General features: G+C 55.1%; 21 protein-coding genes. 5 read left to right on the forward strand and 16 right to left on the reverse strand.

Features of this window, described 5'->3' with window-relative positions; all coding sequences use genetic code 11:
• Positions 1–65: 65 nt before the first annotated feature.
• From ndk to AAIG39_RS15770, 3 genes are all read right to left on the reverse strand, one after another.
• Positions 66–497 carry a nucleoside-diphosphate kinase gene (gene ndk / locus AAIG39_RS15760; RefSeq protein WP_039079665.1) on the reverse strand — a complete coding sequence of 144 codons (432 nt, stop codon included), beginning with the start codon at positions 495–497 and terminating at the stop codon, positions 66–68.
• Positions 498–780: 283 nt separating this feature from the next.
• Entirely contained in the window at positions 781–3,105 is a 2,325-nt protein-coding gene (gene pbpC / locus AAIG39_RS15765) for a peptidoglycan glycosyltransferase PbpC (protein WP_343194237.1), read from the reverse strand.
• 1 nt (position 3,106) lies between these two features.
• A complete protein-coding gene (locus tag AAIG39_RS15770; protein ID WP_343194238.1) occupies positions 3,107–8,065 on the reverse strand; it encodes an alpha-2-macroglobulin family protein in 4,959 nt (1,652 codons plus the stop codon).
• 277 nt (positions 8,066–8,342) lie between these two features.
• Here AAIG39_RS15770 and AAIG39_RS15775 point away from each other — a divergent pair, with 277 nt between their 5' ends.
• The 4 genes from AAIG39_RS15775 (at position 8,343) to AAIG39_RS15790 (ending at position 12,978) form a co-directional block, all read left to right on the forward strand.
• Positions 8,343–9,887, forward strand: coding sequence for a PTS transporter subunit EIIC (locus tag AAIG39_RS15775; protein WP_090086158.1), 1,545 nt, complete (start codon positions 8,343–8,345; stop codon positions 9,885–9,887).
• Positions 9,888–9,899: 12 nt separating this feature from the next.
• Positions 9,900–11,267, forward strand: coding sequence for a 6-phospho-alpha-glucosidase (locus tag AAIG39_RS15780; RefSeq protein WP_090086156.1), 1,368 nt, complete (start codon positions 9,900–9,902; stop codon positions 11,265–11,267).
• A 91-nt stretch (positions 11,268–11,358) separates the two neighbouring features.
• Positions 11,359–12,204, forward strand: a complete 846-nt coding sequence (gene sseA / locus AAIG39_RS15785; protein WP_249569601.1) for a 3-mercaptopyruvate sulfurtransferase — start codon at positions 11,359–11,361, stop codon at positions 12,202–12,204.
• A complete protein-coding gene (locus tag AAIG39_RS15790; protein WP_090086153.1) occupies positions 12,205–12,978 on the forward strand; it encodes a MurR/RpiR family transcriptional regulator in 774 nt (257 codons plus the stop codon). It begins immediately after the preceding gene.
• A 13-nt stretch (positions 12,979–12,991) separates the two neighbouring features.
• Here AAIG39_RS15790 and sseB read toward each other — a convergent pair whose 3' ends face one another.
• The 11 genes from sseB to trmJ form a co-directional block, all read right to left on the reverse strand.
• A complete protein-coding gene (sseB, locus tag AAIG39_RS15795; RefSeq protein WP_090086150.1) occupies positions 12,992–13,795 on the reverse strand; it encodes an enhanced serine sensitivity protein SseB in 804 nt (267 codons plus the stop codon).
• Positions 13,796–13,921: 126 nt separating this feature from the next.
• Complete coding sequence (gene pepB, locus AAIG39_RS15800) at positions 13,922–15,211, reverse strand: aminopeptidase PepB (protein ID WP_343194239.1); 1,290 nt, start codon at positions 15,209–15,211, stop codon at positions 13,922–13,924.
• A gap of 60 nt (positions 15,212–15,271) precedes the next feature.
• Positions 15,272–15,472: a Fe-S cluster assembly protein IscX gene (gene iscX, locus AAIG39_RS15805; protein WP_090086147.1), complete on the reverse strand. Its 201-nt coding sequence runs from the start codon at positions 15,470–15,472 to the stop codon at positions 15,272–15,274.
• Position 15,473: 1 nt separating this feature from the next.
• A complete protein-coding gene (fdx, locus tag AAIG39_RS15810; RefSeq protein ID WP_090086145.1) occupies positions 15,474–15,809 on the reverse strand; it encodes an ISC system 2Fe-2S type ferredoxin in 336 nt (111 codons plus the stop codon).
• A gap of 1 nt (position 15,810) precedes the next feature.
• The gene (gene hscA, locus AAIG39_RS15815) at positions 15,811–17,661 is read right to left on the reverse strand and encodes a Fe-S protein assembly chaperone HscA (protein WP_343194240.1); all 1,851 of its coding nucleotides are present in this window, start codon (positions 17,659–17,661) and stop codon (positions 15,811–15,813) included.
• Positions 17,662–17,679: 18 nt separating this feature from the next.
• Positions 17,680–18,195, reverse strand: coding sequence for a co-chaperone HscB (hscB, locus tag AAIG39_RS15820; protein WP_090086394.1), 516 nt, complete (start codon positions 18,193–18,195; stop codon positions 17,680–17,682).
• Between the two features lie 122 nt (positions 18,196–18,317).
• A complete protein-coding gene (gene iscA / locus AAIG39_RS15825; protein WP_039079654.1) occupies positions 18,318–18,641 on the reverse strand; it encodes an iron-sulfur cluster assembly protein IscA in 324 nt (107 codons plus the stop codon).
• Positions 18,642–18,654: 13 nt separating this feature from the next.
• Positions 18,655–19,041, reverse strand: coding sequence for a Fe-S cluster assembly scaffold IscU (gene iscU / locus AAIG39_RS15830; protein WP_003860661.1), 387 nt, complete (start codon positions 19,039–19,041; stop codon positions 18,655–18,657).
• A gap of 27 nt (positions 19,042–19,068) precedes the next feature.
• Complete coding sequence (gene iscS, locus AAIG39_RS15835; protein ID WP_090086142.1) at positions 19,069–20,283, reverse strand: cysteine desulfurase; 1,215 nt, start codon at positions 20,281–20,283, stop codon at positions 19,069–19,071.
• Between the two features lie 173 nt (positions 20,284–20,456).
• On the reverse strand, positions 20,457–20,948 hold the full coding sequence (gene iscR, locus AAIG39_RS15840; protein ID WP_090086140.1) for a Fe-S cluster assembly transcriptional regulator IscR: 492 nt from the start codon (positions 20,946–20,948) through the stop codon (positions 20,457–20,459).
• A 217-nt stretch (positions 20,949–21,165) separates the two neighbouring features.
• Positions 21,166–21,900 carry a tRNA (cytosine(32)/uridine(32)-2'-O)-methyltransferase TrmJ gene (trmJ, locus tag AAIG39_RS15845; protein WP_090086138.1) on the reverse strand — a complete coding sequence of 245 codons (735 nt, stop codon included), beginning with the start codon at positions 21,898–21,900 and terminating at the stop codon, positions 21,166–21,168.
• Between the two features lie 117 nt (positions 21,901–22,017).
• Here trmJ and suhB point away from each other — a divergent pair, with 117 nt between their 5' ends.
• Entirely contained in the window at positions 22,018–22,821 is an 804-nt protein-coding gene (suhB, locus tag AAIG39_RS15850; protein WP_343194242.1) for an inositol-1-monophosphatase, read from the forward strand.
• A 52-nt stretch (positions 22,822–22,873) separates the two neighbouring features.
• Here suhB and AAIG39_RS15855 read toward each other — a convergent pair whose 3' ends face one another.
• Positions 22,874–23,854 carry a nickel/cobalt transporter gene (locus AAIG39_RS15855; protein WP_343194243.1) on the reverse strand — a complete coding sequence of 327 codons (981 nt, stop codon included), beginning with the start codon at positions 23,852–23,854 and terminating at the stop codon, positions 22,874–22,876.
• Positions 23,845–24,483, reverse strand: a complete 639-nt coding sequence (locus AAIG39_RS15860; RefSeq protein WP_090086134.1) for a DUF1007 family protein — start codon at positions 24,481–24,483, stop codon at positions 23,845–23,847. The genes AAIG39_RS15855 and AAIG39_RS15860 overlap by 10 nt, the downstream gene beginning before the upstream one ends.
• Positions 24,484–24,585 lie beyond the last annotated feature (102 nt).

The following is a 24,585-nucleotide window of genomic DNA, read 5'->3' on the forward strand; positions in this document are numbered from 1 at the left end:
AAAGTGTAACTATGCTTACAATTTCCGGTGAACTTCACGCAACAGGGTGCGCAAAGCTGCGGAAATTAGCGAGTGCGCGGACAAACTTCGCCTTCGCCGAAGAAATAGGCGATTTCACGCGCGGCAGACTCCAGAGAATCGGAACCATGGGTGCCGTTCTCGGTGAAGCTGTCAGCATAATCAGCGCGCAGAGTACCTGCCAGCGCGTTAGCCGGGTTGGTGGCGCCCAGCAGATCACGGTGACGCTGGACCGCATTTTCACTTTCCAGTACGGAGACCACGATCGGGCCGGAGGTCATGAACTCAACCAGACCATCGAAGAACGGTTTGCCTTCGTGCTCAGCGTAGAAACCACGAGCCTGCTCTACGGACAGATGCAGCATTTTCGTGCCGACAATCTTGAAACCAGCAGATTCAAAACGCGCGAAAATACTACCAATAACGTTTTTTGCCACCGCGTTCGGCTTGATGATGGAAAAAGTACGTTCAATAGCCATGTTAACCCCTGTAAGTTGTTCTGTTGTCGTACATACATACGTATGACCTGGCGCGGATTATAAAGAGCAACGCGGGCATTGCCTATGGATAAAGGTAACATTTTTTTAAAATAAGACGAGTTTCAGCAACACCATTCACCAAAACGTCTCTACACCAAATTATTCACGTTCCCTTAAGGCGGTAAGAGCATGCCCCTCCGGCCGTTTACATAAGTCAGTAACCCGGCTGGACGAGTGCAGTCAGCACAAAGGCAGCTTAAGGGAGACGCGTATACTCGTTGCGTCATTGCACCGCGAATTCAACTGCCGCAACCTGGCCGGCATCATCCATCACCAGTAACTGATACTGACCGCTTTTATCAAGACTAAGGTTTAAGATTTGCTCATGACCGTCAAGCGGATCTCCGTTTAAAAACCACCAGCGTCGCCCTTCCCCACCGATAGCCTGTAGCGGCAGTGTCGCCTGCGAGCGCCCCGGCAACCGTTTGATTACTGCGCCATCCCGGATCCCCGAGAGTAACAGCGGCGGCGGCGCGTTATCATCACGCGCAGGGCATGTTTTGGAGCGCGAAGGTAATCTTGCCGTCCGTCGCTCGCCATCGGGTAACCAGGGTTCCAGCGGCAAAGGCCAGACTATGACCGTGCGTTGCTGCGCATCGGGGCAATCGGCCGCGACCCGTTGTCCCTGCGCGTTTACCCATACAGGAAAACGGATGCCGCGCGCCCCTTCCTGTTCCGCCATCAGCATCGTGGGAGGCTGGCTGTTATCCAATAGCCAGGTCGCCAGACGGCGGCGGCAATTGCTGTCCCCCTCCGGCAAACTCTGTCCACCAGGCCAGCAGATAACGTCGCGGCTGACCGATTCCGGACGAGGATCCCGTGGCAGACGCGCCAGCTCCAGCGCGGAGCGGGGTTGCAGCATATTATTAACCTGATTGAGCAAGGGTACTGCGCTGGCGAAACCAAATTGACCAGCAACCGGTGTACCGTCAGGCCTGCCCGTCCAGACGCCAATCACATAGCGGCTATTGAGCCCAATGGCCCATGCATCACGGTAACCGTAGCTGGTGCCGGTTTTCCAGGCCAGTGGCACCACTTGCGGGAGTGCGCTGTCCGGCAGGGGTTGCGCTTCCCCGGCAAGTATGCGGCGAATAATCCACGCCGCACCTGGCGACATCAACGTTCTTTCCATCAGCGGGTCGTCTGGCTGAAAACGCAGCTGCCCGGCCTTGCCGTGACGCGCAAAGGCGCTATAGGCCGCGGTAATATCCGCCAGACGGGCGCCTGCGCCCCCCAGAATAAGCGACAGGTTCGGCTCCGCGCCTTCCGGCAATTTCAGCGGCAACCCGGCATTGCGCAGCGTGGCGGCAAATTTTTTCGGCCCGTATGCTTCCAGAACCTGAACTGCCGGAAGATTGAGAGAACGAACCAGCGCCTCACTCATGCTGACCGGGCCGTGAAAACCGCTGTCAAAATTACCGGGACGATAGTCACCCGTACGTCGTGGCACATCCTGCAACAACGAGGCGGGATGAATCAGACCGTCATCCATCGCCAGGCCATAAATGAAGGGTTTTAACACCGACCCCGGCGAGCGGGTAGCGCTGACCATATCGACATGGCCAAAACGGCTGTCGTCATTAATGTCCACCGAACCCACCCAGCCACGGACTTTCATGTCCGTATGATCGACGACGATGATCGCCAGCGAGCTACGCTGGGGCAGACGAGATTTCACGCCAGCGGCCAGGTCTTCAAGCTGACGCTGGAGACTGGCATCAAGTGTGGTGGTAATTTTAAGACCCGGGTCTTTGCTTAACATATAGCGGGAGAAGAGGGGCGCGAGTTGCGGCATCTGGCGGGGTGCCAGCCAGACCGGTTCTTCACGCGACTCCTCAACCTGCTTTTGACTCCATACGCCCTGCGAGACCATGCGATCCAGTACTTTATCCCGCGCAGCCTGCGCACGTTCCGACCAGCGATCAGGACGCAGCCGACTGGGCGCCTGCGGTAAGACGGCCAGCAGTGCCGCCTCTGCATAGCTGAGCTGCGCGGGAGATTTGCCAAGATACACCCAGCTTGCTGCCCCAACGCCCTGCAACGTACCGCCAAATGGGGCCCGGTTGAGATAGAGTGTCAGAATATCGCGCTTGGAGAGATGCCACTCCAGTTGTAACGCCCGCCACAGCTGGCGGATTTTACCCCCAAAGGTACGCGGATGGGGATCGAGCAGACGCGCGACCTGCATGGTAAGCGTACTGCCGCCAGAGATAACTCTGCCAGCCAGCATGTCCTGCCATGCGGCACGGGCGACCGAAAGTGGGTTGACGCCGGGGTGTTTCCAGAACCAGCGATCCTCGTACTCGATAAGCGCCTGTAAATAACGTGGGGAGACATCCTCTATCGCCACCGGGTAGCGCCAGATCCCTTCGGCATCGGCGAAGCGCCAGAGCGGCGTACCATCTTCCGCCACGACGACGCGCGCCGGATTGACCTCTTTCAGAGGCAACGGCCAGAGTTTGTCGGCAATAAAAAGAACCAACGGAATAAGAAGAAACGCTCCCGCAAGCCAAAGCCCGCGGGAGCGCCAGGTGCGCCCTTTTCTCATGCTATGGGCGAACGATCAACGGACCGCTTGCGGCCCCTGTGGCCCGCCACTGCGGCACATACATAGATTCCACCTGCGGCATCGGCAGTTGATAGGTTCCCGGCGTTACCGCACGCGCAAGGTAAACCAGCGTTACTGGCTGCCCTTCGCTAACGGAGACAGCTGCGACAAAGCGATCATCGCGGAATTCCATATGGGCAATATCGGCCTGCTGCATACGGTTAAGAAGTTCCTGCACTTCGCTGCCGCTATCCTGCAGGCTCGCACTACTGCTGGCCAGATTCTGGTTTTCCAGTTCCAGTCCGGCTGGCAGAAGGTCAACCACCAGCGCATCTGGCACGTTGTGGCTGGCGCGCACTTCAAGCCAGACCAACACCAGCTCGCCGCTTTTCAGCGAGGCCAGCGATTTTGTCTGCCCGTCAGTACCGAGGATCTGCCGTTCGATATTCAGTACATTACTGGCCGGTGCCGGGGTGTACTCCGGATACCCTGTACTGTCGAGACGCAACCACATCGGGCTTTCCCCGGTGTTAGTCACCGTCAATGCCGTCATCTGGTCCGCATTGAGTTCACGTGTTTGCGGTTTATCGCCCTTAATCTCTTCACTGGTCAACGAGGTCTGTGCCTGCCAGATGCCGGGCAGGTCCTGCAAATGACGTCCTGCCAGATAGAGCGCATTGCTTTCCTGCGTGGAAAGCCAGCGTTGGCCGTATGCCTGTTCAGATAAGGTGGTCAGCAGCTTATTCTGCGCATCCGGCAATAGCGAGTTTTCTTCCAGCAGCGACAGCATCAGCGCGTTATCACGCAGATCGCTACCGTAGTCCGCCATCCAGCGCTGCGCTTTCGCGCGCGGTGTGGTTAACGCCAGCGCCAGTGCCTGTTCACTACGCGGTGCATCGCCCATGAGCTTGAGTGCGATCCCCAGTTGCAGCAGTGGCAAACCGGCTTTCGCCTGATCATGACGCTGCCACAGTTCACGCAGCGCACCGAGAGGCGCTTTTTGCTGACGTGCAAGCACCAGTGCCGCATAGCTTTGCGCCGCAAATTTGGTCGCTTGTACATCGTCGCTGTAACGCACTGCCATCACCGATGGGTCCTGCAAGTAACGCAGCAGGCGGCTATTGGCATTATTCAGTGCCTCTACCGGCACGCTATAACCCTGCTCAGAGGCGCGCACCAGGAAGTCAGTCACATAAGCGGACAACCAGTACTCTTCCGGCCCGTTTTTATCCCATAACGAGAAGCCACCGTCGTCACGCTGCATTTGCAGTAAACGCGAGATACCGATCTCCACTGCCGCACGGCGCTGTTCATCGCTGTCACCCTTGATACCCATCGCCTTAAGCTGGGCGGCATTGGTATACAACGACGGGAACAGGCCGCTTGCCGTCTGCTCAAGGCATCCGTACGGGTAGGCTTTCAGTTCCTGAATGTAGCGGGAGATGTTGAGCGAAGGACGTCCGCTCAGCAACAACTGTCCCTGCAGGGCCACAGGCGAAATACGTTTCGTATGTTCAGCCGGTGCATTCCAGCTCTCATGGGGATAGAGCATGACATCGCCGCTGATGGTCTGTGCCGGGTAAGCCGGACGCACACCGATTTTCCACGATTTATTCTGCGTCGCGAAGGTTTCTCCCGGCAACGTCAGGCCTGAAACAGAAGCCGTCACTTCGCCATCGCCATAACCATCCAGCGCGCGTACCGGAATAAATACCGTCATCCGCGCCCCTGCCGCCACGTTCACCGGCTTCGGCTGCTCACTCTCCAGTGCCAGTAGACCTTTTGCCGTCAGCGCAATATTCAGCGTTTGTGGCTTATCGGTGAGGTTAGTAATATCGAGCGTCAGGCGACTGGTATCGCCACCGGCCAGGAAGCGTGGCGTATTGAGCTCCGTAATAACCGGCGCTGCCACAATCACTTTGCTTTCACTGTTACCGAAGTCTTCCGCCGTCCAGGCCTGCGCCATCACGCGCAGTTCACCGTTAAAGTCGCCGACAGGTAGCGTGACCGTTCCTTCACCATTGTCATCGAGCGTTACCGGCTGCGCCTGCTGGGCGATGATCGTGACATGATTAACCGGTGGCTTGCCGCCGCGGTTGAGTTCGTCGCCATCACCACCGAAACGTAACGCAGCAAGACGCCCCTGCCCTTCAATCACCTGACCATAAATGTCATAGATATCGGCGCCATAACGTTTTTGCCCGAAGAAGGCTTCCCACGGATCTGGCGTGACATAATCTGTGATATTCAGTACCCCGCTATCCACTGCGGAGACCAACACGTTAACCTGTTTTGGCACAGTGCCGTTTTTCAGGCTGGCTTTCACCTTGACCGTCAGCGGCTGGTTGGGGCGCATTTTTTGCGGAGTTTCCAGTGCTACGGAGAGGCGGCGATTTTCGTCACCCATCGGCAGATGGAGCAAGCCCACGGCACGTTTCGGCGTTGCCGATTTTGACTTATCCCCCGGGCGCACCACCAGCGTACTCAGGTAGAGGTCGTGGCGACGCCATTTCTGATCCACCGGAATGGCGAGATCGAGCCCCGTTGCAGGCACATCAATTTCCTGCCACCACAACGGCCCTTCGCTGGACTCGATCATGGCGTAGCCTTTACCCGCAGCAGGAGCCGTAATGTGCAACTTGATGGTATCGCCCGGCTGATAAGCGGGTTTATCCAGCTTCATAGTGACGCGGTCAGGGCGAGCGGCCCCGGTTCCGTCGCTGTTATCCTGCCAGCTGTAACCTGCCCAGAAACGTACGCTACTGACGCTTTCATCAGGCGCTTTGACTTCCAGGCGATACGAACCCCACTCGACCGGCACGGTAATTTTCCCGGTTTCGTCAGCAGCGAGATCCAGCGTCTGCTCGTTCTCCACCAGATCTTTTTGATCGAATTGCGACTGCCAGCCTTCACTTTCCGACCAGTTCCAGTAGTAGTCGCGACGTTCACGAATCAGTCGGACCTGCAGGCCAGAAACCGCTTTTTTCACCCCCTGCGCATCGGCATACACAATGTCAAAACCGGCATTGCCATTTTCATCAACAATGGGCTGGTTGACAGTGGTATCGGTGCGGTAATCGTAAACCGCTTTTGAGGCAAACTGCGGGCGAATACCCGGCAGTACGGGTGCAGGCCAGACCGCCTGTTCAGCACGACGCGTGACCGGACGACCGCCCGATTCAAGCAGGCTTGCCTGCAAAATGACCTGTAACGGGGAGTGCGTTTCCTGCCACTGGCTGGGGGCGGTAACCTGACCATGACCTTTTTCATCCAGCGTCAGATGCACTTCATCCAGAGTACGCGTCAGAGTTTCATCGGCAATATCGCCAAACTGAAAACCTGGCAGCGCTTTCACCGCTTCACGTAAAGGTCGCAGCCAGAGCTGGCCCTGCAGAGTGTTGCCATTAGCGGGCGCACCGTACAGGTAATAGCCAACGACGTTGAAATCCACATCCTCATCGGCTTTAAGCGGTGTCGGTTGTGGAGTCAGATTCAGCGCCATGCGCTCTGGCATAAAGTCTTCCACATGGAAAGACCAGTTACGTAGCTGGTTATCGCCGGTATTGGCGCGAATAGACCATGTGCCGGTTTGCGCGCTGGCATCAAGAGCGTAGGTGAAATGGTACAGACCGTTTGTCGGCTGGCTCACCACGGTACGCATCACCTGACCATCCGGTTTAACCACTTCAAGTTTCACGGGTTGATCAGCAAGCGGTTTACCATCGCTGTCACGCAGCAGAGCATTTAAGATAACCGTTTCGCCCGGACGATAGAGATCGCGCGGCCCAAACATGAAGAATTGCTTGCTGTAACCCGGATCCCCGGCAATCGCAAATTCAGCCAGATCGAGGGCGGGAAGTTGCAAGTCGAGCAATGTTGTCTCGCCGTCTTTACGCGCCAGAATCAGCGCCGCCTCTTTGTCCGTGGTCAGCGTGGCATGCCCCTGCGCATCACTGGTCGCCTGCGCCAGCGTCTGGCCTTTCTCGTTCAGTAGCACAACGTCGACGCCCGATTGCGCCGCACCGTTTTCGAGGCCCTGAGTGAAAACGTCCAGCCGATTATGGTAACGGTGGGCGGACAGACCAATATTACTCAGCGTAAAGAGGGTGGCGGCATTGCTATAGCTATAGTGCCCCGCCTGGTTCATAACGGCGATATAGACTCCGGCCTGCTGCAGGGGTTTGATTTCTCCCAGCGGAAGCAGGAGTTTTTCTCGGGTGTTACGTGCCGGGTTGAGGTCAAACCGACCGGTGTAAACCAGATCGGCCATTTTCAGCAAATTGTCTGACTCCCAGTTCGTCAGCGCATTACGGTATTCCCACTGGCTGACAAAGGCTGCCAGCGATTCCGGCTTCACGCGGTAGAAATTCACATCCACGTTATTGACGTTAAGCGCCATTACCGGCAGCCCTTCCACCACTTTTCCTGGTAATAAAGAACCCCGGCTGGCGAAACCAACAGTAGGCTGAATATCACGGGTGGTAATCGCCTTTTCGTAATCAATGCCAAAAGTGGCTTTATTGAGCGCCACCAGCCCACGGTCAACAGATACCAGCAGTTCGCGGTTGGGTTCAAGGTGACGCAGGCGAAGCTCTTTCAGGTTTGTGGAGAGTTCCCATGCTCCATCTACTTTGCCATTCTTTTTATCCACCACATGGACAGTCTGGGCAAAGTTTTGATCCGGGTCGAGCGGAACGGAGAAGGTCAACACCAGGGCAGCCGCGCCCTCAAGCTGGACCTCGGAGGCATCAACCAGCGTTAACGGCTTACCTTCACTGCTCGCCGCCAGTTGTTTGAGTTTTTCACCATCCGGTTTTGTCGCGGTTGGGGTTTGACTCGCGGCTGGCGCTGCGGCCGGAGCGGCCTGCGCTTGCTGAGGTTTATCGTTGTTATCACAGCCTGCCAATATGAACGCACTTAAGAAGGCGATCGCTATCGCCGCCGAACGTTTCAGTTTCATCCTTTATCCCTGGCCCACAAAGCCTGTTAATTCGTTAAGCGTAAGTATTATGCGTGACTTTGCCGATTACAAACACCCTCCCGGAATCTGGAATGCGCTTCGCTATGTTTAGCCGGTTCGATCGGGCATGTTACCGCGATCACAGGTCGTAACGTCACATGTTACCTTTCAGGTCATTTGTTTTTAAAACAACAAGATAGATGGCTTATTTTTATGTGTACCTGCTAACGTTACTGCATCTTCACCTATTTTTGCGGTTCATATAAGAGAGAACGTTATGAGCAGAGCCGTTAACGCCCTACAAAATTTCGGTAAGTCCCTCTTTGGTCCGGTGCTGATTTTGCCGATTGTCGGCTTGTTTATCGCCTTCGGAAATATTCTTGGCAACGGTAACCTGGCAGAGTACTTGCCGTTCCTCGGTCACCCGCTGGTTCAACACACCGGGCAACTGATTGCAAAATCCGCCGTCTCGGTGCTGGCAAATCTGGCGCTGGTGTTCGCTGTCGGCATCCCCGTAGGCCTCGCTGCACGAGATAAGGGCTATGCCGCCCTGATAGGCCTGGTCACCTTTATCGTTTTTATCAATGCCATGAATGTCACCTTGCAAATGCAGGGCGGACTGGCAGCGGCAGATCAGATGAAAGCGGCAGGCCAGAGCATGGTGCTGGGTGTGCAGGTGCTGGAGATGGGGGTCTTCGCCGGGATCCTCACCGGCGCGCTATCGGGATATGTGTACAACAAATATTCCGGCGTACAGTTTTCCGGGGCAATGGCTATCTATTCCGGGCACTGTTTTGTGGCGATCATCATGCTGCCTGTCTCTATGGTACTGGGCGTTATCATGAGCGAGCTGTGGCCTTTCGCCCAGCATGGCATCAGCACACTGGCGATGGGCATTAAAGGCGCCGGGCCATTCGGCGTGGCAATTTATGGCTTCCTGGAACGCATCCTTGTGCCCACCGGCCTGCATCATCTGGTCTACACGCCATTTTTATATACCGAGCTGGGCGGTACTCAGGAGGTATGCGGCTCAATGTACCAGGGCGCACGCAATATCTACTTTGCCGAGATGGCCTGTCCCGATGTGAAACAACTCAGTAGTACGGTGGTATGGGATGCGCGCGGCATCAGTAAAATGTACGGCCTACCCGCGGCGGCACTGGCTATGTATTTAACCGCGAAGCCAGAACGCAAAGCAGCGGCGAAAGCGATTCTTATCCCCGCAGCGCTGACCTCGCTTCTGGTTGGGGTGACCGAGCCTATCGAGTTTTCTTTCCTGTTCGTCGCACCACTGCTGTTCGTGGTACATGCGGTGCTGACCGGTATCGGCATGATGCTTTTCTCCCTCTTTGACGTCCATGCGATCGGCGCAAACGGCATCATTGATTTCATTCTCTACAACCTGCCGCTCGGTACTGAGAAATCGAACTGGCCAATGTACATCGTGGTCGGCCTCATCATGTTCGCGCTCTATTTCATTATCTTCCGTTTCCTGATTTTGCGTTTCGATATGAAGACGCCTGGCCGGGAAGCCGAAGACGAAGAGACACGTCTTTACAGCAAACAGGATTACCAGGCCAAAGGTAACAACGATGGACTTGGCGAGGCGATCATTGAAGGGCTTGGCGGACGCGGCAACATCGAGGTGGTAGACAACTGCTATACCCGTCTGCGCGTCACGGTGAAAGATGTCGCCACCATTGATGAACCTCGTCTGAAAGCGACAGGCGCGAAAGCGGTCATCAAACAAGGCAATAACGTTCAGGTGGTCTACGGGCTGCATGTCAAAAAAATGCGAGAAGCCGTTGAGGCGTTTCTCTAAAGGAGACTAAAGATGTTGAAACCCCCATTTATTCTCTCTATCGCCGGTGGCGGCAGCACTTATACGCCAGGTATTGTTAAAAGCCTGATGGTGCGTCTGGAGGATTTCCCTCTGGCAGAAATTCGCCTCTACGACATTGACGAAGCCCGCCAGAGCACCATCGCGCCGGTAGTGGAAAAGGTGATTCGTGACCACAGCCAGAACATCAAATTTACCGTCACCAGCGATCCGCAAACGGCCTTTAGCGGCGCCCATTTTGTCTTCGCTCAGATGCGTGTCGGCCAGTACAAAATGCGTGAACAGGATGAAAAGATCCCGCTACGCCATGGCGTGGTGGGTCAGGAAACCTGTGGGCCTGGTGGCCTGGCGTACGGTTTGCGTACCATTCTGCCCATGGTTGAACTTATTGATCTGGTGGAACGCTACGCGGATAAACGCGCCTGGATTGTAAATTACTCCAACCCGGCGGCCATTGTTGCCGAAGGGGTACGTCGCCTGCGTCCGGATGCCCGCGTACTCAATATTTGCGATATGCCAGTAGCGGCGATGCGTAATATGGGAGCTATCCTCGGCGTTGATCGCCACAAACTGGAAGTGGACTACTTCGGCCTGAACCATTTTGGCTGGTTTACCCGGGTGCTTGTTGATGGCGAAGACAGACTGCCTCAACTGCGTGAGCACATCGCTCGCTTTGGTCTGCTGACCGAAGATGCCGCACAGACCGATCCGCAACATTCGGATCCGTCGTGGGTGAAGACATGGCGCAATATTAAACCGTTGATGGATCATTTTCCGGAATATCTGCCGAACCCCTATCTGCAGTACTACCTGATGCCCAACGAGATCGTGGAGCATCAGGATCCGAACTATACCCGCGCCAATGAGGTGATGAACGGCAGGGAGAAAAAACTGTTTGCCGCAGCCCAGGAGTACCAGCGTACCGGTATTTTACCGGATGCGTTCCATGTCGGGGTTCACGGCGCGTTTATCGTCGATGTCGCCTGCTCGCTGGCCTTTGATTTACGCCAGCGCCATCTGGTGATCGTCGAAAATAAAGGGGCGATTGCTAATCTCCCCTACGATGCGATGGTAGAAGTACCGGCTTACATCACGGCAAGCGGGCCCGAGCCCGTGCGCATGGGAGCGGTGCCGTTGTTTCATCAGACATTATTGATGCAGCAACTCGCCTCGGAGCAACTGCTGGTGGAAGCCACCATTGAAGGCAGTTACGAAAAAGCCCTGCAGGCCTTTACGCTCAACCGTACAGTGCCCACCATGCAACACGCCAAAGCGATTCTTGATGAGATGATCGCAGCGAATCGCGAATACTGGCCCGCGCTGCAAAAAGCCTGGGAAAACGGCCGTGCGCTAAAAAAATAACGAGGTTACTCGCGCCTTTTGCGATGGTTGCTTGTCGGGGCAGGAAAAAACGTTAACAATTCAGTTTATTGTTGATGACACGGAGGCAACCATGTCTACCTCTTTTTTTGTCTCAGCCGACTGGCTGATTGAACATGCTGATGATCCAGAGGTTCAGGTCATTGATGCGCGGATGGCCCCTGCAGGACAGGAACACACCCGCGATATGACGGCGGAATACCGCGCCGGACACATCCCCGGAGCGGTATTTTTTGATATCGAAGCCCTTTCTGACCATACCACTTCGCTGCCGCACATGTTACCGCGCCCGGAAGCGTTTGCCGTCGCCATGCGCGAGCTGGGTGTCAGCCACGACAAACATCTGGTGGTCTATGACGAGGGCAATCTCTTCTCCGCCCCGCGCGCCTGGTGGATGCTGCGTAATTTCGGTGTCGAACATGTTTCAATTCTGGCAGGTGGACTGGCAGGCTGGCAGCGCGATGAATTGCCGCTTGAGCAGGGTGATGCCGACTTACCACAGTCTGATTTTGAAGTGAAATTTGACCCGTCAGTGGTTAAGCGTCTGACCGATGTGCTGCTGGCCAGCCACGAGCGTACAGCACAGCTTGTGGATGCCCGCCCGGCAGCCCGTTTTAACGCCGAAGCGGATGAGCCGCGTGCAGGCCTGAAACGTGGCCATATTCCCGGCGCGTTGAATGTGCCGTGGGGCGATCTGGTCGTTAACGGTGAGCTGAAAACGACGGACGAACTCGAAGCCATCTTCAGACGTCAGGGGGTTAATTTGCAGGAGCCGATTATTGCCAGCTGCGGCTCAGGTGTCACCGCCGCTGTTGTCATTCTGGCTTTGACCACGCTCGGCGCAAATAACGTGAAGTTATACGATGGTTCATGGAGTGAATGGGGCGCGCGCGACGATTTGCCGATTGAACCTGCGTAAATGGATAACCGTTTAGCGCCACTTTTGTCGCGTGGGGAGTCGCTTACCCGCGCCGAATACCGGGTGCTCGCCCACCTCACGGATCACCCGTTGCTGGTGGGCAACATCACCGTGCGCGATCTGGCGACGGCAACATTTGTCTCTACTGCTACGATCATGCGGCTATGCCAGAAACTGGGGTTTAGCGGTTACAGCGAATTCATCTGGCACTGCAAACAACTTCTGGCTGATACCCCTCATATCCCGGAGCAGGTGACGGGGAATGGCAACACCCTGCCCGCACTTTTTCAGCAGTTTATGGCGAACTACCAGCAGACGTTTCAGTGGGTGACCGAGGAAAAACGCCGACAGTTCGTCACCTTGCTGCGTGAGAAAGAGAGTTTTTTCCTTTATGGCGCCGGGTTTTCGTATCTGTTTGCCGAATACCTGACGAAAAAATTGCAGGTGCTGGGCAAAACGGCATTTATTTCCGGCCCCGGCGACAGCCGCAATATCTTCCTCAGCAACGCGGCGCGTTACCAGGTCTTTATCGCTGTCTCACGTAGTGGCGAAACGGAACAGGTTCTGGATAAAGCGCGTATTGCGCACAATGTTGGCATGACGGTTATCGCATTTACTCGCGCCTCAGCGAATACACTGGCAAATCTGGCGGACTTGCATTTTGCGCTGTATGACGAAGCCGTGCATTTTGCCGCCGAGGCGGCCGGGGTAACGTCGTTTGAGTCGAATCTGGTGTTACTGATGGATTTACTGCTGCTGGAAGCGACGGGCTAAACCCGTCGACGTCTCAGATAATGCGGTTGTTCTTCAGATCACGCAGGAAACTGCCCCAGCGGCGCTCATAGAAAGGAGTAATGTGGGCAATCATAAAATGGCTAACCCCGGACTCCCCTTTTACTACCTGGCAAATATCCACCGGCTCATCGCCCGGTAAGGTATCTACAGCCACGCTGCCTGCCGCCTCAATCACACTCTCAATATCGCCTTCTGCTTCAATACCAATCAGCAGATTCGGCCGGGCATCATGTTTCTCTTTGATTGAGCAAAGGTATGCACATTTCACATGGTTGAAGGTCGAGAACAATTTGGTCAGCGAATCGATCATTTGCGCGGGCGGTTCTGCCACTTCGGACAGCAGCAGCGACATACCACCTTCCAGTACTTCCTGCTGGCTTAATGGGCTGTCATCTTTACCCAGCAGATGGCTGATTTCACGCGGCGTGAGCTCTTTGCCAGTCGGTAGCTTTGCATTGAGAAACAGCGTCTCCCCGGACGTCATTTCAAATAGCGTTCGCGCAGGCATCACCACAAACGCTTGCTCGGTTTCCACCGCCTGCTGCAGAGCCTCAAGAGAGGTAAAAAAGGGAATCACCGACTGGCCGTCGTCTTTTTCCCAGTGCTGTAGATCCAGCACGCTGTCTTCAACGATGGCTTCATCTTCGGCAGCGCTGCCTGGCACCCAAACGGTGGACTCCAGCAGTTTGCGAAAAAACGCCGGGCGATAAGCCGGCTCGGTCGCCGCTTTTTCCAGCAGGCTGTCGAGGGTTTCTGGCTCGTGATGATGGTCGTGATCGTGGTCTGAATGAGACATAAATTTTCTGTTCGTTTAAGCTGTTTGATGCCCCCGCCCTGTCCCCCATCCTCCGGGATAGGGGAAACGGCCTGCACCGGACGGTCCCCTCTCCTCTTTGGAGAGAGGGTCAGGTGGAGGGGAAAATTACTTCGCGGTCAACAGATTCGCAATGGCACGCACGCCAAGGCCTGTCGCACCCGCCGCCCACTGCTCCACCGCCGCTTTACGATAGGTCGCAGAGCAGTCGATATGCAGCCAGCCCTGCTGATAATTTTCCAAAAAGTGTGACAGGAAACCTGCGGCCGTACTGGCCCCGGCCGGGAATGCCGCACCCGCGGTGTTATTCAGCTCGGCAAAGTTCGACGGCAACTGATTACGGTGGAATTCCGCCAGCGGTAAACGCCAGAACGGCTCGTTTTCCGCCGCAGCGCTTGCCAGTAAACGGTTCGCAAGTTTGTCATCAAAGCTAAACAGCGCATGATAGTCATTACCCAACGCTGTTTTCGCAGCCCCCGTCAGGGTCGCGGCATCAATGATAAACTGCGGTTTCTGTGCGGAGGCGTTGATCAGACCATCTGCCAGCACCAGACGTCCTTCCGCATCGGTGTTCATCACTTCCACGGTTTTGCCGTTACGGTAGCGGATGATATCGCCCAGCTTGAAGGCGTTGCCGCTGACCATGTTATCTGCGCAGCACAGGTAAAGTTTCACACGCTTATTCAGACCGCGCGTAATGGCAAACGCCAGAGCACCGGTCACCAGCGCCGCGCCGCCCATATCGGATTTCATCGAATCCATAAACGCGGTCTGCTTAAGGCTATAACCGCCGGAATCGAAAGTGATACCTTTACCGACAAGACAGGCATAGATTGGGGCTTCTGCATCGCCCGTCGGGTTAAAATCCAGCGACAGCAGTACCGGCGGACGTTCAGAACCGCGCCCGACAGTGTGAATGCCCATGTAACCTTTTTCTCGCAGATCTTCACCTTTGACGATACGGTAGGAGACTGCCTCGCCACCTACATCATCAAGCAGATCCACAGCGCGTTGCGCCAGTTGTTCCGGACCCAGATCTTCTGCCGGCGCATTGATGATGTCACGCACCCAGTCGATGGTTTTCAGACGGCTGTCCAGCTCTTTTTGATCGGCCCCGGATAAGGTCGCCCACTCAATTTTACGCGTTCCTTTTGGCCCTTTGTAACCGGCCCAGAATGCCCAGCTCCGATCCGCGTCCCAGCCTTCGCCGCTCAGCGCGACATGCTTTATGCCCATGCCATCGATTTTGCGCGCGGCGCGCTGGATTAAGCCAGTGTCATCTTTACCGGTCAGGTGCAGGGTGATGCCGTCGTTATTAATGCTGTAGAGCGCTTTTTCGCCCCAACGAGCGTCCGCGCTCTGGGTCGTCAGCGTGATTTTCATCGCTTCTGTTGTCATTGTTTTGTCCTTTAGCGCTTGGGATATGAAAACGGGCCGCCAGAAGGCAGCCCGTCGATATCAAGATGCTTCATCTAACCAGACTAGCAGAATTGCTTCGAGAATCTTTTCGTTCGATGCGTTCGGATCGTCATCAAAATCTTCCAGATCGCAAATCCACTGGTGCATATCGGTGAAGCGGACAGTTTTTGGATCAAGATCCGGGTTAGCGTCATACAGCGCCTCGCCGATCTCGCGACTGTCGGTCCATTTCAGTGCCATATTAATGCTCCCGGGCGTGGTTGATAGTGTAACGCGGGATCTCCACGACCAAATCTTCATCGGTGACACGCGCCTGGCAACCCAGGCGACTTTCCGGCTCCAGACCCCAGGCTTTATCCAGCATGTCGTCTTCGTCTTCGCTGCTTTCCGGCAACGAATCAAACCCTTCACGCACGACACAGTGGCAGGTGGTGCAGGCGCAGGATTTCTCACAGGCGTGTTCAATCTCAATACCGCCACGCAGGGCTACATCAAGAATGGTCTCGCCGCTATTGGCTTCCAGAACTGCGCCATCGGGACAGAGGTCCTGATGAGGCAGAAAAACGATCTTTGGCATGTTAAACCTCGTCGACGGAATGGCCTTTTAACGCGGTGCGCACGGACTGATCCATGCGGCGCGCGGCGAATTCCTGGGTTTGTTTGTCTAGATTTTTAATGGCTTGTTCTATGGCGTCAGTATCATCGCCATGAGCAACCGCGCTTAACTGCGCGATAGCCTCGTCGATAACCGTCCGCTCTGCGGCGCTTAACAGCGCGGCATCTGTCGCCAGCGCACCGTTCAGGCTTTCCAGTACGCGGGCAGCTTCCACTTTCTGTTCGGCCAGCATACGTGCTTTCACGTCCTGCTCAGCGAAACTCATGGAATCTTTAATCATGGTGGCGATTTCGTTGTCGGTCAGGCCGTAGGACGGCTTCACCTGAATAGCCGCTTCAACGCCGGTGGATTTCTCCATTGCCGTTACGCTGAGCAAACCGTCCGCATCCACCTGAAAGGTAACACGGATATGCGCACCACCTGCCGGCATCGCCGGAATACCACGGAGTGCGAAACGGGCCAGAGAACGGCAATCCTGCACCAGTTCACGTTCGCCCTGCATCACGTGGATGGACATGGCCGTTTGACCATCTTTGAAGGTGGTGAACTCCTGCGCACGCGTCACCGGAATGGTGGTATTACGCGGGATAACTTTCTCCACCAGCCCGCCCATGGTTTCCAGACCAAGCGAAAGCGGAATCACATCCAGCAGCAGCATGTCGCTGTCGGGCTTGTTGCCCACCAGAATATCGGCCTGGATTGCCGCGCCAATAGCGACGACTTTATCCGGATCGATGGAGGTCAGCGGCTTACGGCCAAAAAATTCGCCCACTTGCTCACGTACCAGTGGAACGCGCGTGGAGCCGCCCACCATGACCACTTCCAGTACTTCGTTCGGCTCAACGCCCGCATCTTTCAGCGCGCGACGGCACGAAAGCAAGGTACGTTTGATCAGCGTTGAAATTAGCGCCTCGAACTGTTCGCGGGTCACTGTGCCCTGCCAGCCAGCCACCTCAACGGTGACGGAGGACGCATCGCTCAGTGCAATTTTTGCAGCAATGGCGGCATCCAGCAGTTCACGCTGCAGACGGTTGTCGCCATGCTCAGGCAGGTTCGCCTGTTCGCGGATAAAATCTGCCAGCAGATGATCAAAGTCATCGCCGCCCAGCGCGGAATCACCGCCCGTGGCCAGCACTTCAAACACCCCACGGCTTAAGCGCAGAATAGAAATATCAAAGGTACCGCCGCCCAGATCGTAAACGGCAATCACACCCTCTTTCCCGGAGTCCAGGCCATAGGCAATCGCCGCTGCGGTCGGTTCGTTAAGCAAACGCAGAACATGCAGGCCGGCCAGGCGCGCGGCATCTTTTGTGCCCTGACGCTGTGCATCATCAAAATAAGCCGGAACGGTGATAACCACTCCGTCCAACTCGCCGGAAAGAGACTCCTGCGCGCGCAGCGCAAGGGATTTCAGGATATCGGCAGAGACGCGGATCGGGTTAATCAGCCCCGCGCTGGTGGCGATCATTGGCAGGCCGTTTTCGCTTGCCTGCAATTGATAGGGCAGATGCGGGTAACGTGCCTGAATATCGCTCAGCGCACGGCCCATCATACGTTTTACGGAACTGATGGTATTAACCGGATCCTGTGCGGCGTTGGCTCTCGCGTCATAACCCACGGTATGTTCGGTAGCAGAGTAGTGCACAACCGAAGGTAACAGATGACGCCCGGCAGTATCAGCAAGGGTCTCAGCCTGGCCGCTGCGTACAGTAGCAACCAGTGAATTGGTGGTGCCTAAATCGATGCCTGCCGCCAGACGACGCTGATGCGGCGCGGCACTCAAACCAGGCTCACTAATTTGTAATAAGGCCATCTTGTGCTTCCAGAAAAATTAAAAACCGAGCAGTTTTTCTTCGAGTTGTTCTGTTGAGCTGCGCAGTTTATCGAGAAAACGCAGTTTACGCACGGTATCCGCCGCGACATCCCACGTTTCAGTATTCAGTTGTTCAATCAGTTGCTGATAGCGGGAATCAAACATACCTTTCACGCGTTTGCTAAAGCTTTCCAGACGCGCCTGATCCTGTGCCTGTTCAATCTCATCGAGCTCTTCGCGCAGTTCCAGTTGTTCCATCAGAAAAGCGGTATCGCGCACCGTGTGCTGTTCGCTGGCGAGATCGAATCCGTGAAGGGAAAGGAGATACTCCGCGCGGTTCAGCGGATTACGCAGCGTCTGCCATGCCTGATTGATAGTTGCAGATTGCTGCAGCGCAGCCAGTTGTTCTGCCTGGGTTCCGCTGGCGAATTTATCCGGATGGTATTGCCGCTGCAGATCCTGATAGCGGGACGCCAGCGCCTGAATGTCAATCTGATAGTGGGCGGATAACCCAAAGAGAGTGAAGTAATCCATAACAATCTCGGAATAGCCTGCTAAAACAAACCCCACGCACAGTCATACTCTTCGTCCTTCACGCTAACTCAGCGCGAAGGATGCGAGTCTTTTCTATGGTGGGGCTTATCGGTGAAATGCAATTACACGTTAAAGCTTTCGCCGCAACCGCACTCGTCTTTGACGTTCGGGTTGGTGAATTTAAACCCTTCGTTCAGGCCTTCTTTAACGAAATCCAGTTGCGTGCCATCAAGGAATTGCAGGCTCTTGCCGTCGATAACGACCTTCACACCTTTATCTTCGAACACGGTGTCTTCCGCCGAGGGTTCGTCAACAAATTCCAGTACGTAGGCCATGCCAGAACAACCAGAGGTTCTGACCCCCAGACGCAGGCCAAACCCTTTACCGCGGTTGGCCAAAAAGTTATTCACTCGCGTTGCAGCACTGTCGCTCAGGGTAATCGACATACAATGCCCTCAATTATTTTGCTTCACGTTTACTTTTGTAGTCCGCAATCGCGGCCTTAATCGCATCTTCCGCCAGAATAGAGCAGTGGATTTTTACCGGCGGTAATTCCAGCTCTTCGGCAATATCAGTGTTTTTAATTGCCTGCGCTTCGTCCAGGGATTTGCCCTTCACCCACTCGGTAACCAGCGAGCTGGAAGCGATTGCCGAACCGCAACCGTAGGTTTTGAAGCGCGCGTCTTCAATGATACCCTCATTGTTGACTTTGATCTGCAACTTCATCACGTCGCCACAGGCCGGTGCACCCACCATGCCGCTGCCTACGCTCTCGTCGCTGTTGTCGAAAGAACCCACGTTGCGCGGATTCTCATAATGATCGATTACTTTTTCGCTGTAAGCCATGTTCTGTTCTCCTGATTCCGCTACCGATTAGTGATGTGACCATTCAATGGTGTTCAAATCCACGCCCTGTTTAAACATTTCCCACAGAGGAGAAAGTTCGCGCAGACGGCCAATGGAGTTGCGAACCAGCTTGATGGCGTAGTCAATCTCTTCTTCGGTAGTGAAACGACCTAAAGAGAAACGAATAGAGCTGTGTGCCAGCTCGTCAGTCATACCCAGCGCACGCAATACGTAAGATGGCTCCAGGCTCGCAGAGGTACAGGCAGAACCAGAGGAGACCGCCAGGTCTTTGAGCGCCATGATCAGCGACTCGCCTTCAACGTAGTTAAAGCTGACGTTGAGGATGTTCGGCGCGCCCTGGTCAAGATCGCCGTTCAGGTAGACCTCTTCCATATCTTTTACGCCGTCCCACAGACGGTTACGCAGACCGCGCAGACGCGCCATCTCGGTTTCCATCTCTTCTTTAGCAATGCGGTAAGCTTCGCCCATGCCCACGATCTGGTGAACAGGCAGGGTACCGGAACGCATGCCGCGCTCATGACCGCCGCCGTGCATCTGTGCTTCGATGCGGATACGTGGTTTACGACGCACATACAGCGCGCCAATCCCTTTCGGGCCATAGATTTTGTGGCCGGAGAAGGACATCAGATCCACTTTCAACTGGCTCAGATCGATAGGCAGCTTGCCCACGCTCTGGGTCGCATCAACGTGGTAGATAATGCCACGAGCACGGCACATTTCGCCGATAGTCGCGATATCCTGTACCACACCGATTTCGTTGTTCACGTGCATAATTGAGACGAGGATGGTGTCGTCACGCATGGCTGCTTCGAGCTCTTTGAGGTCGATGATACCGTTGCGCTGAGGCGCCAGATAGGTCACTTCGAAACCTTCACGCTCGAGCTGACGGCAGGTGTCCAGCACGGCTTTGTGTTCGGTTTTGCTGGTGATGATGTGCTTGCCTTTTTTCTGATAGAAGTTGGCCGCACCTTTGATCGCCAGGTTATCGGATTCGGTCGCGCCAGAGGTGAAAACAATTTCACGCGGATCGGCACCAACCAGCTCAGCAATCTGATTACGGGCGATATCAACCGCCTCTTCAGCCTGCCAGCCAAAACGGTGAGAGCGGGAAGCTGGGTTACCAAAAGTCCCGTCCAGAGTCAGACACTGCATCATTTTCTCAGCAACACGCGGATCCACCGGCGTAGTTGCGGAGTAATCGAGATAGATCGGTAATTTCATTGCTCTATAAACTCCGTACATCACTCAATGCAATGAATCAGGCTACCGGCTGGATGTACGACCGTTTACACGGGGTGACGAGCACCCCGGCCTGATTCTGAATTCTTTTAACGCTTCATCTTTCGGTTTCGGGTCACCTTGAGGCAACCCGATTGATCTTGCGTATTTTTGTATTAAGCGCGCAGCTTGACGTCGATAGCGTCCTGTCCGCGGGTCGTGCGATGGGATTCGTGCGTATGCTGACGATCGGACACATCAAGGATTTCCTGGTTATTGACCAACTCACCCAGGGTGATGTTGTTCAGGAAACCGGTCAGACGATCGCTCAGGTCACGCCACAGCGCATGGGTCAGGCATTTGTCGCCGCCCTGGCAGCCGCTTTTACCCTGGCAACGGGTTGCATCAACCGATTCGTCAACGGCGCTGATCACTTCACCAACAGCGATACTGCTCGCATCTTTACCCAGCAGATAACCGCCGCCCGGGCCACGCACGCTGGCAACGAGGCCATTTTTGCGCAAGCGAGAGAACAGTTGTTCCAGATAAGAGAGGGAGATTCCCTGACGTTCGGAAATATCAGCCAACGGTACCGGGCCCGTTTCGGAGTTGAGCGCAACGTCCAGCATTGCGGTCACGGCATAACGCCCTTTAGATGTCAGTCTCATGTCTTAACTTAGCCTCAGACTCGCCCCTGCCCGGGGTTTTTATTAAAATTTAAAATAATGTCGCATAGCAGGGGCAAGTCTGACATTCCTGACTAAATTGGTCAACTATTTACTTGACTGTTTTAGTCAGGTATTTGGCTTTATGTGCCGTTTTGCTAAGGGGCAATGTGCGCCCCCTTCCACAGTTGAGATACCCGCAAGGGAAAATGCAGTAACTCTACTGTTTTTCCTGCGTTTTCTGCTCAATTGAGGCCAGAATTCCACGCAGGATATTCAGTTCCTGGCTTTCCGGACGCGCACGCGTAAAGAGACGGCGAAGCTTATTCATCACCTGGCCCGGGTGACTTTCACGGATAAACCCGGTGGAGAGCAGCGTCTTTTCCAGATGGCCATAGAAACGCTCCAGATCGTCAACCAGCGGATACGGCGTCTCTTCATGTTCTTCCGTGTTGCCATTATCCTGGCTTGCCAGCCACGCCATGCGGACTTCGTAAGCGATCACCTGAACCGCCATCGCCAGGTTCAGCGAGCTGTACTCCGGGTTGGCCGCAATGGCGACGTGATAATGACATTTCTGTAATTCATCATTAGTCAGGCCGACGCGTTCGCGACCAAATACCAGCGCGACCGGTGCATGCTGTGCCTCGGCAACGCTTTTTAAGCCACACTCACGCGGGTCGAGCATCGGCCACGGCAGCGTACGTGAGCGGGCGCTGGTACCAACGACGAGGCTACAGCCTGCCAGCGCTTCATCAAGGGTATCGACAATTTGCGCATTGCCAATCACATCGCTGGCACCTGCGGCAAGTGCGATTGCCTGCGAGTCAGGTTTTACCAGCGGGTTTACCAGCCACAGGTTGGTCAAGCCCATCGTTTTCATTGCGCGGGCGACAGAGCCCATGTTGCCGGTGTGAGAGGTTTCAACCAGTACAATTCGAATATTTTGCAGCATATTTTTTCAACGGCTAAAGAATATTCGCTCATATTATCATAAAGCGAAGACATAATCCGAATTCGCTGCTATCATACGCGCCGTTTTCCGTTCTTTAACATCCAGTGAGAGAAACCGATGCATCCGATGCTGACCATCGCCGTGCGTGCTGCGCGCAAGGCGGGTAATGTAATTGCCAAAAACTATGAAACCCCGGACGCTGTAGAAGCGAGCCAGAAAGGCAGTAACGATTTCGTGACCAACGTAGATAAAGCTGCAGAAGCAGTGATTATCGACACTATCCGCAAATCTTACCCGCAACACACCATTATCACCGAAGAAAGCGGTGAGCATGAAGGCACAGATCAGGATGTTCAATGGGTTATCGATCCACTGGATGGCACCACCAACTTCATCAAACGTCTGCCACACTTCTCCGTCTCTATCGCCGTGCGCATTAAAGGCCGCACCGAAGTCGCGGTCGTTTACGATCCAATGCGTAATGAACTCTTCACGGCAACCCGTGGTCAGGGCGCACAGCTGAACGGCTACCGTCTGCGTGGCAGCACTGCGCGCGATCTGGACGGCACTATTCTGGCGACCGGCTTCCCGTTCAAAGCCAAGCAACACGCCGCAACCTACATCAGCATCGTGGGCAAACTGTTTACTGAGTGCGCGGATTTCCGTCGTACCGGTTCTGCCGCGCTGGACCTGGCCTATGTGGCTGCGGGCCGCGTTGACGGTTTCTTCGAAATCGCCCTCAAACCGTGGGATTTTGCGGCAGGCGAACTGCTGGTTCGTGAAGCAGGCGGCCTGGTGTGCGATTTCACCGGTGGTCATAACTACATGACAACCGGCAACATCGTTGCAGGTAACCCACGCGTCGTGAAAGCGATGCTGGCGAACATGCGCGAAGAGCTGAGCGAAGCACTCAAGCGTTAATACCTGTTAACCGCTTGCAGCCTGGCTGCAAGCGGTATCATCTTGTGGCGAATCAAAAGGGGCGGAGCCCTCTTCCCATCATTTCCGCACTAAGCCACATTACAACCGATGCGGTGACAAGAATGGCCCCACCCGCCAGGGCGAGCGTGGTCCAGCCAACCTGTTTCCATAATGCAGGCGCCTTATTCGCACTCAATTTCACCGCCAGTTGACGAAAACTGTGCACCAGTAGCGCCAGCGTCGAGATAGTCAATGATGTCCCGGCCGCCATCGCCATCGCCGAAGCAACTCCCCAGCCGAAAACGCCAATCACCTTACTGAACAGAAGAACCATAATGGCGCCGGAACAGGGCCGCATACCCATCGAGAGAATAATCATCAAACGCGCGCGCCAGTCGTCGCCCTGCTGTAGCTGCTCCGCCGTTGGCAGGTGCTGATGCCCGCAGCCGCAGTGTTCATGATGCTCATGATGCGGCGTAAACGCGGTAAAAGTGGGTTGGTGTAACAGGCGACGAAGTTTATTGACCGCACGCCAGCAGAGTAATATGCCCAGCACTCCCACCAGCGCGTAGCTACATTTTTCCAGCCAGAAGCTACTTAAATGTAACTGGCGAGCCGGTAGCGCCAGCACGCTCAAGACCACAAAAACCAGCGTCACCGCCACCAGTCCTTGCAGCAAGGAAGAAGCCAGTGTCAGCCCAATACTGGATTTCAGACGCGAAGGATGCGTTGCAAGCCAGGTGGTGATGACCACTTTGCCATGCCCCGGCCCCAGCGCATGCAGTACACCATACATAAAACTCACCAGCAGCAGAGAGCCTCCCGCTGCCGTCGGGTTTTCTGCCACGGCCTGAATCAGGGCGCTCATTTGCCGATTAAACCCGCGCTGCCAGCTAACACTTTCACGCAGCACCTGCGGCCAGACGTGCCCGAGCCATAGTGCGACGCCCAGGACGAGCAGTATAAAGAGAGCAAGGGGCCACCACTGCCGCCAGCGCCGCAACGGTCGGCGTGTTATGACTATCACAGGCATTGAACTGTCACCGTCTGCGCGAATTGTTTACCCAACTGCATGTCTTCCTCCGGAGCATCCGCTTTATCCAGTGATTGTGCATAGTTCAGCACATCTTCCCCCGGCTTCGGTGTTTTAACTGTAAGTTTGCATGTCTTTTTCACTGCATCCGGTAACGTAGCATCACTCTCACTGGCATAGCTCATGTCGACAAAATAGGTCGGATCATAGGTAGAAAAAGTATACGTCTGCCCGCTTAACGGCTGCGGTTCCGCCAGCGGCAGGACAAATGTAAGCACCGCCTTATGCCCTTCCCTGGCAAGGCCATAGCTTAACGGTCGATTCTGAAATTTTACTTTTTGCCCGTTGTGCCAGACCTCGGTGAAGTAATGCTGCCCCAGCACATTGGCCATCACCTCCGCCGCCAGCTTTTTCCAGATTTCCTCACCCGGTTTGGCATCGCCTGCGTCGTAGAGCAGGTCTGCGGAAGTAATTTCATCCATCGTCCAGCGCATATTCATCCCGGTCCACTGCCCGTTATCCACCACGAGCTGCATTTTTATCCGGATAAAACTGTGTGGATGTGCCAGCGCACTGAATGATAAAAATGCGAGAAAGAGCCCAAAAGCGCATTGTTTAACTGCTTGCATGTATTCCTCACGAGAAAAATTCTGTGATGCTCTCCGGCAATCCTGAAGGAAAGGGCTGCGGCTTCGCTTTCACCAGACATACCTTTAGCTATTCTTATCAAA

Origin of the sequence: Phytobacter palmae, assembly GCF_039409775.1 — a bacterium.
Lineage (GTDB): Bacteria > Pseudomonadota > Gammaproteobacteria > Enterobacterales > Enterobacteriaceae > Phytobacter > Phytobacter palmae.

What these genes read in the sequence shown, in the direction of transcription:
- ndk (WP_039079665.1), bottom strand. Translation starts at nt 497, where the DNA reads ATGGCTATTGAACGTACTTTTTCCATCATCAAGCCGAACGCGGTGGCA.
- pbpC (WP_343194237.1), bottom strand. Translation starts at nt 3,105, where the DNA reads ATGAGAAAAGGGCGCACCTGGCGCTCCCGCGGGCTTTGGCTTGCGGGA.
- AAIG39_RS15770 (WP_343194238.1), bottom strand. Translation starts at nt 8,065, where the DNA reads ATGAAACTGAAACGTTCGGCGGCGATAGCGATCGCCTTCTTAAGTGCG.
- AAIG39_RS15775 (WP_090086158.1), top strand. Translation starts at nt 8,343, where the DNA reads ATGAGCAGAGCCGTTAACGCCCTACAAAATTTCGGTAAGTCCCTCTTT.
- AAIG39_RS15780 (WP_090086156.1), top strand. Translation starts at nt 9,900, where the DNA reads ATGTTGAAACCCCCATTTATTCTCTCTATCGCCGGTGGCGGCAGCACT.
- sseA (WP_249569601.1), top strand. Translation starts at nt 11,359, where the DNA reads ATGTCTACCTCTTTTTTTGTCTCAGCCGACTGGCTGATTGAACATGCT.
- AAIG39_RS15790 (WP_090086153.1), top strand. Translation starts at nt 12,205, where the DNA reads ATGGATAACCGTTTAGCGCCACTTTTGTCGCGTGGGGAGTCGCTTACC.
- sseB (WP_090086150.1), bottom strand. Translation starts at nt 13,795, where the DNA reads ATGTCTCATTCAGACCACGATCACGACCATCATCACGAGCCAGAAACC.
- pepB (WP_343194239.1), bottom strand. Translation starts at nt 15,211, where the DNA reads ATGACAACAGAAGCGATGAAAATCACGCTGACGACCCAGAGCGCGGAC.
- iscX (WP_090086147.1), bottom strand. Translation starts at nt 15,472, where the DNA reads ATGGCACTGAAATGGACCGACAGTCGCGAGATCGGCGAGGCGCTGTAT.
- fdx (WP_090086145.1), bottom strand. Translation starts at nt 15,809, where the DNA reads ATGCCAAAGATCGTTTTTCTGCCTCATCAGGACCTCTGTCCCGATGGC.
- hscA (WP_343194240.1), bottom strand. Translation starts at nt 17,661, where the DNA reads ATGGCCTTATTACAAATTAGTGAGCCTGGTTTGAGTGCCGCGCCGCAT.
- hscB (WP_090086394.1), bottom strand. Translation starts at nt 18,195, where the DNA reads ATGGATTACTTCACTCTCTTTGGGTTATCCGCCCACTATCAGATTGAC.
- iscA (WP_039079654.1), bottom strand. Translation starts at nt 18,641, where the DNA reads ATGTCGATTACCCTGAGCGACAGTGCTGCAACGCGAGTGAATAACTTT.
- iscU (WP_003860661.1), bottom strand. Translation starts at nt 19,041, where the DNA reads ATGGCTTACAGCGAAAAAGTAATCGATCATTATGAGAATCCGCGCAAC.
- iscS (WP_090086142.1), bottom strand. Translation starts at nt 20,283, where the DNA reads ATGAAATTACCGATCTATCTCGATTACTCCGCAACTACGCCGGTGGAT.
- iscR (WP_090086140.1), bottom strand. Translation starts at nt 20,948, where the DNA reads ATGAGACTGACATCTAAAGGGCGTTATGCCGTGACCGCAATGCTGGAC.
- trmJ (WP_090086138.1), bottom strand. Translation starts at nt 21,900, where the DNA reads ATGCTGCAAAATATTCGAATTGTACTGGTTGAAACCTCTCACACCGGC.
- suhB (WP_343194242.1), top strand. Translation starts at nt 22,018, where the DNA reads ATGCATCCGATGCTGACCATCGCCGTGCGTGCTGCGCGCAAGGCGGGT.
- AAIG39_RS15855 (WP_343194243.1), bottom strand. Translation starts at nt 23,854, where the DNA reads ATGCCTGTGATAGTCATAACACGCCGACCGTTGCGGCGCTGGCGGCAG.
- AAIG39_RS15860 (WP_090086134.1), bottom strand. Translation starts at nt 24,483, where the DNA reads ATGCAAGCAGTTAAACAATGCGCTTTTGGGCTCTTTCTCGCATTTTTA.